The organism is Methylobacterium sp. V23, from assembly GCF_002917135.1.
Taxonomy (GTDB): domain Bacteria; phylum Pseudomonadota; class Alphaproteobacteria; order Rhizobiales; family Beijerinckiaceae; genus Methylobacterium.
Window position 1 is genome coordinate 1 of the sequence record NZ_PDHT01000083.1, and the last position, 4,784, is coordinate 4,784.

Annotated in this window: 2 protein-coding genes and 3 pseudogenes; 3 read left to right on the top strand and 2 right to left on the bottom strand. The window is 52.2% G+C overall.

What is annotated here, in order from left to right; genetic code table 11:
• The first annotated feature begins 878 nt into the window (after positions 1 to 878).
• Positions 879 to 2,114, top strand: coding sequence for a class I SAM-dependent methyltransferase (locus CRT23_RS27115; RefSeq protein ID WP_245436641.1), 1,236 nt, complete (start codon positions 879 to 881; stop codon positions 2,112 to 2,114).
• A 138-nt stretch (positions 2,115 to 2,252) separates the two neighbouring features.
• Positions 2,253 to 2,571, top strand: a pseudogene (locus tag CRT23_RS27120) (IS66 family transposase); the annotation flags it as partial.
• Positions 2,572 to 2,618: 47 nt separating this feature from the next.
• Here the strand turns inward: CRT23_RS27120 and istB are convergent.
• A pseudogene (gene istB, locus CRT23_RS29820) lies at positions 2,619 to 3,307 on the bottom strand (IS21-like element helper ATPase IstB); the annotation flags it as partial.
• A 133-nt stretch (positions 3,308 to 3,440) separates the two neighbouring features.
• On the opposite strand from istB, the gene CRT23_RS27130 reads away from it, so the two are divergent.
• Positions 3,441 to 4,370: a GDP-L-fucose synthase gene (locus tag CRT23_RS27130; protein ID WP_103712586.1), complete on the top strand. Its 930-nt coding sequence runs from the start codon at positions 3,441 to 3,443 to the stop codon at positions 4,368 to 4,370.
• 172 nt (positions 4,371 to 4,542) lie between these two features.
• Here the strand turns inward: CRT23_RS27130 and CRT23_RS27135 are convergent.
• Positions 4,543 to 4,659, bottom strand: a pseudogene (locus CRT23_RS27135) (IS630 family transposase); the annotation flags it as partial.
• Between the last annotated feature and the right edge of the window lie 125 nt (positions 4,660 to 4,784).

Below are 4,784 nucleotides of genomic sequence, written 5' to 3' on the forward strand. Positions count from 1 at the left end.
CCCGGTATGCAGCGACCTCAGCTAAACTGATGCCACCACACCGCGGGACTGCACACCTAGCGCGACTTGAACCGGTGATAACAAGGCCCGGCTACGTCCTCGTTTACCACGGCGAGAGCGGTTGCGCATGGACGTCTCACACGGTCACTGGGAAAGCACCACCTTCGCGGTCGTATTGCGTCAAATTTCAGCGCACCTCGGGAATCACTGCCAACCCGGCTAGCCAATCCCGTACAAGCCCCTTAAACGGACGGGATCTTGGGCAAGCCCCGTGGCTGAATTAGATCTGGTGGAACACGACGATTTTCCTGAACACAATAAGGCCCTCGGCAAGCAGCTGTGTCGCGCATGGTCGCGCGGACCTGCCTCTCCTGAATCGAAGTCGGTTTGTCGTCAGAATGTCAAACGCTTTTGTTGATCTGCCCATGCGTATGACGCTGAAGCATATATTTGACCTAAAAACTTCAAGTGTGCGAAGCCGTAAGCGCGAGGAGGACGCCGACTACGATCCTGATTGGTCGCCAAAGCTTTTCGGCTCTCTAGCGAGCGATTTCTCAAATTTGTGGAGAAAATTCAAATTGTGGTTTTATGAGTTATCGAAGACAAGCACTCGATTTATGAGATTTTACAACGTTCTCGGTAGTATATCGAGTGCAATGAGTGAGAGAAATATTGAATATCAATCGTATCGACGATATATCTAAATTTATGATTTAAATTATGACAAGTAAAAAATTTTGATTAGAAATGAAATTATTTTGATGCGGGAACCGTGGATTGCCGCCTCTTTTCGGTCGTGGTTGATCAGCCAGACCTATAATCCGAAGTCTACCCAGATCTAGCCTAAAACTTGAAATTCCGAAATCGGAGAAGAGATCGTGACCGGAGCCTATACAAAATTGGAAGCATGCCGCGTGAGCGGGTCTAAGAACTTGGTTCCAGTTCTCCACCTCGGAGAGCAAGAGCTTACAGGTGTGTTTCCCAAGCCGGGGCAACCCGTTACGGCTGGACCCTTGGACCTCGTTTGGTGCCCAGATAGCGGTCTGCTCCAACTAGCGCATACCTACGATGCAGGCGAAATGTACGGTGATAATTACGGTTATCGATCGGGCCTGAATGCGTCCATGGTTCGACATCTAACCCAGAAAGTCAGCTTTTTAGAAAAGATAGCTGACTTGAGTACAGGAGAGACCGTTCTCGATATCGGCTCGAACGACGCGACATCGCTTAAAGCTTACAAAACTGCTGGAATAAATCGGATCGGGATCGACCCTACTGGCTTGAAATTTAAGTCATATTATCCGGATGACATTGCATTAGTCCCGGACTTCTTCTCGGCGGCAAATTTCCGCAAAATTTCCGATCGTCAGGCGAAGATAGTAACGTCTATCTCGATGTTCTACGATCTTGACAATCCAATCGCTTTTGCGCGCGACATCGCTTCGGTGCTCGCACCAGATGGTTTATGGCATTTTGAGCAAAGCTATATGCCTGCAATGCTTAGAACAACTTCTTATGACACTATTTGCCATGAGCATCTTGAGTATTATTCGCTTAGCGTTGTCGAAAAGATTCTCGATGCTGCGGATATGAAAGTTGTCGACGTGCAGATGAATAGCATAAACGGCGGCAGTTTTGCGGTTACTGCCGCTTTGAAGAAGTCTGTTCGCGAGCCCAATCACGCGGTGATCGACTGGCTTCTGGGCCAGGAAGAGCGGATGGGTCTAAATACAGTGCGCCCCTTCCGAGAGTTCGAGGATCGCGTTTTCCGTCACAAAGCCGACCTAGTACGGCTCCTGAAAAGCTTGGCCGCTGATGGTAAGAAGGTGCTCGGATATGGAGCTTCAACTAAAGGCAATGTGACTCTCCAGTTCTGCGGCGTCACCACAAATGAAGTTTCTGCGATCGCCGAAGTAAACACTGAAAAATTCGGCTGCGAAACTCCAGGTACGCGAATTCCAATTATCTCTGAAGCCGAAGCTCGCGCAATGGAGCCGGATTACTTCCTCGTTCTTCCGTGGCATTTTAAGGAAAGCATTCTGCAGCGGGAGCAAGAATACATCGCAAAGGGCGGCAAATTTATCTTTCCGTTCCCTGAAATCGAGATCGTTTGAGTCCGCTAGCGACCGGCTTGTACTCAGCTTCAAGCTTTTACTCGTCGGTCGCGAGACTTTCGGCCGATTTGATTGGCATCGTGCCCTAGTAAATACCCACCCCTTGCGCGGGTCTGATTTTGTTAATTCCTTCGTGGGATGGGCCGAAGCAATCTTGAGCGGTCTAGCTGCGAGGAGCTGATCGAGCTTTCGCTGCGGATGCAGCGCCCGGAGAAGACTTCGTGCACGTTTTCGAAGCCGCCCGCGACCGATCGCAAGGAGCGACGCGAGCAGGCCGAGTCCGGCGGTGCCAAGTTCAGGCACGAGAGCCATAGCCGCGGTATAAGCGAAAATCCTGATGCCGTCGTCCGATCATCGTGCGGAACGCTGCACCTGCTGCGGCGGCGCCCTGCACAACGATCTTCCCGCTGAGATCGTGAGCGTATCCGAGCGGATCGAGCTGCCGGAGGTGGTGCCGTGTCAACGCCGCTCTAAAACTCCCCAGAAGCGCCGCAGTAAATCTCCTCATTTCCGCCGTTCAGGCCACTTGGGCGGCCGCCCGCGCCCGCGCCGGCGGGGCGGTGGCGGCTGCAGCGGCGCGCCGATGATCGCCTTGGAGCGGACGTGCTCGAGCATCAGCTCGGCGTGCTGGCGTAAGCGGTAGCTGGAGCCCTCGATATGCACGACAATGGTATGGTGGAGCAGCCGGCCCAGCAGCGCCGTGGCGAGCACGGGATCATCGAAGACCTCGCCCCATTCGGCGAAGCCGCTAGTGGACGTGAGGATCATGGCGCCCCGCTCGTATCGGGCGTTGAAGAGCTGCAAGAACAGATTGCCGCCGCCCGGCACGACGGGCAGGTAGCCGATCTTGTCCACGATCAGGAGCCCCGGCCGGCGGAAGAAGCGGATGTGCTCCTGCAGGCGGCCCTCGCGTTCGGCTCGGAAGAGCTGGGCCAGCAGGCCAGCCAGGTGCAGAAGTAGACGCAGCGCCCGGCCTTCACCGCCCCCACGCCCAGAGTCGTGGCCAAATGGCTCTTGCCGGTCCCAGGCAGGCCCCGCAGGTGGACCACCTCGGAGCGGGCGATGAAGCCGAGCTGGGCGAGCGTGTGGATGAGGTCGCGGTCCAGCGACTGCTGGAAGGAGAAGTCGAAGCCGGAGAGCGTCTTAATCGTTGCCAGCCGACCCATGCGGAGCGCCGTCTTGATGCGGCTGTTCCCCGCAATGTCACCCTAGTTCTAATTCAGCGCTAACGACATACAGAATTGCAAGGAAGTTTGATGAAATGTTCAGAAAGCCAGACTATTTTTCTAAGCGCGCCATTGAGAGATAAAACCAGGAAGCATTTTTATGAAACGTAAGATTTGGGTTGCCGGTCACAATGGTATGGTAGGCTCTGCTATTGTTGAAGCGCTAGAACTCAGCGATGAAAATGTCCTAAAGGTGAATCGCTTCGATCTCGATTTGCGTGATCAGTCGTCTGTAACAAGTTGGCTGTTCAGAAATCGCCCCGATATAGTTATCTTCGCGGCGGCTAAAGTTGGAGGTATTTATGCGAACGATACTCTTCCGGCGGATTTTCTATATGATAATATAGTTCTCGCAACTAATGTCATCCATGGCTCTCATTTGGCCGATATAAATAGGCTGATATTTCTTGGATCTTCATGTATCTACCCTAAGTTCGCTCCGCAACCAATTCGTGAGGATGCTTTATTAACTGGGCCCCTTGAACCGACAAATGAATGGTACGCAATCTCCAAAATTGCCGGCATTAAACTTTGCCAAGCGTACCGAAAGCAATATAATCGCGACTATATATCGGTAATGCCATGCAATTTGTATGGTGAGAAAGACAATTTTAATTTAATGTCAGGCCACGTCATACCCGCTCTTATGCGAAAATTCCATGAAGCGAAGATTAGCGGAAGTAGTGAGGTCACTATTTGGGGGTCTGGAACACCAAAGCGAGAGTTTCTGCACGTGCGAGATCTCGCCCGTGGTGTGATACACTGTATGAATCACTACAGTGAAATGGAGCATATCAACTGTGGTGCAGGAGCCGATCAATCGATTTATGATGTAGCAAATATGTTGAGGAATGTGATCGAATTTGATGGAAATATTGTAATGGATCGAACAAAACCTGACGGTACCCCTCGTAAACTTATGGACTCAAGCCGCATGCGAAGCTTGGGCTGGGAGCCAAGCATCACACTTCCGGTAGGTTTGGCAATGACCTATGAATGGTTTAAGGATTATGTTATTCGCAACAAATAATAAAAGTATATGTTTTCATGTTAAACCGGATCAAACATTCGATGAAACTGCCGATTATCATTTTTGATCTGATTGTCTGAAGGCGCATGCTTCACGTCGGACTGGAAGGATGCGCTTTAATGTAGATTCTACAGGGCAGCGCCACAACGACGGGACGGCTGCAGCCCACACAGCGGCTCGCGCTGGCAAGGCTAACCCTGAAGCGTTCGGCTGCTTGATGCCGCGAGGCCCAGGCTGCAACGGCCACTACAACACGTTTACGAAGATCGACGGACAGAGCTGAGGACATCAGCACTCTTCTTCACCGTCCAACCCTTCAACCCGACGTCCGTCTCAAGCCGCTTGGATAACGCTCTAGCTGTGCAGTCCCGCGGTGTGGTGGCATCAGTTTAGCTGAGGTCGCTGCATACCGGG

Coding starts and splice junctions, on each gene's coding strand:
- CRT23_RS27130 (WP_103712586.1), top strand. CDS start 3,441: ATGAAACGTAAGATTTGGGTTGCCGGTCACAATGGTATGGTAGGCTCT.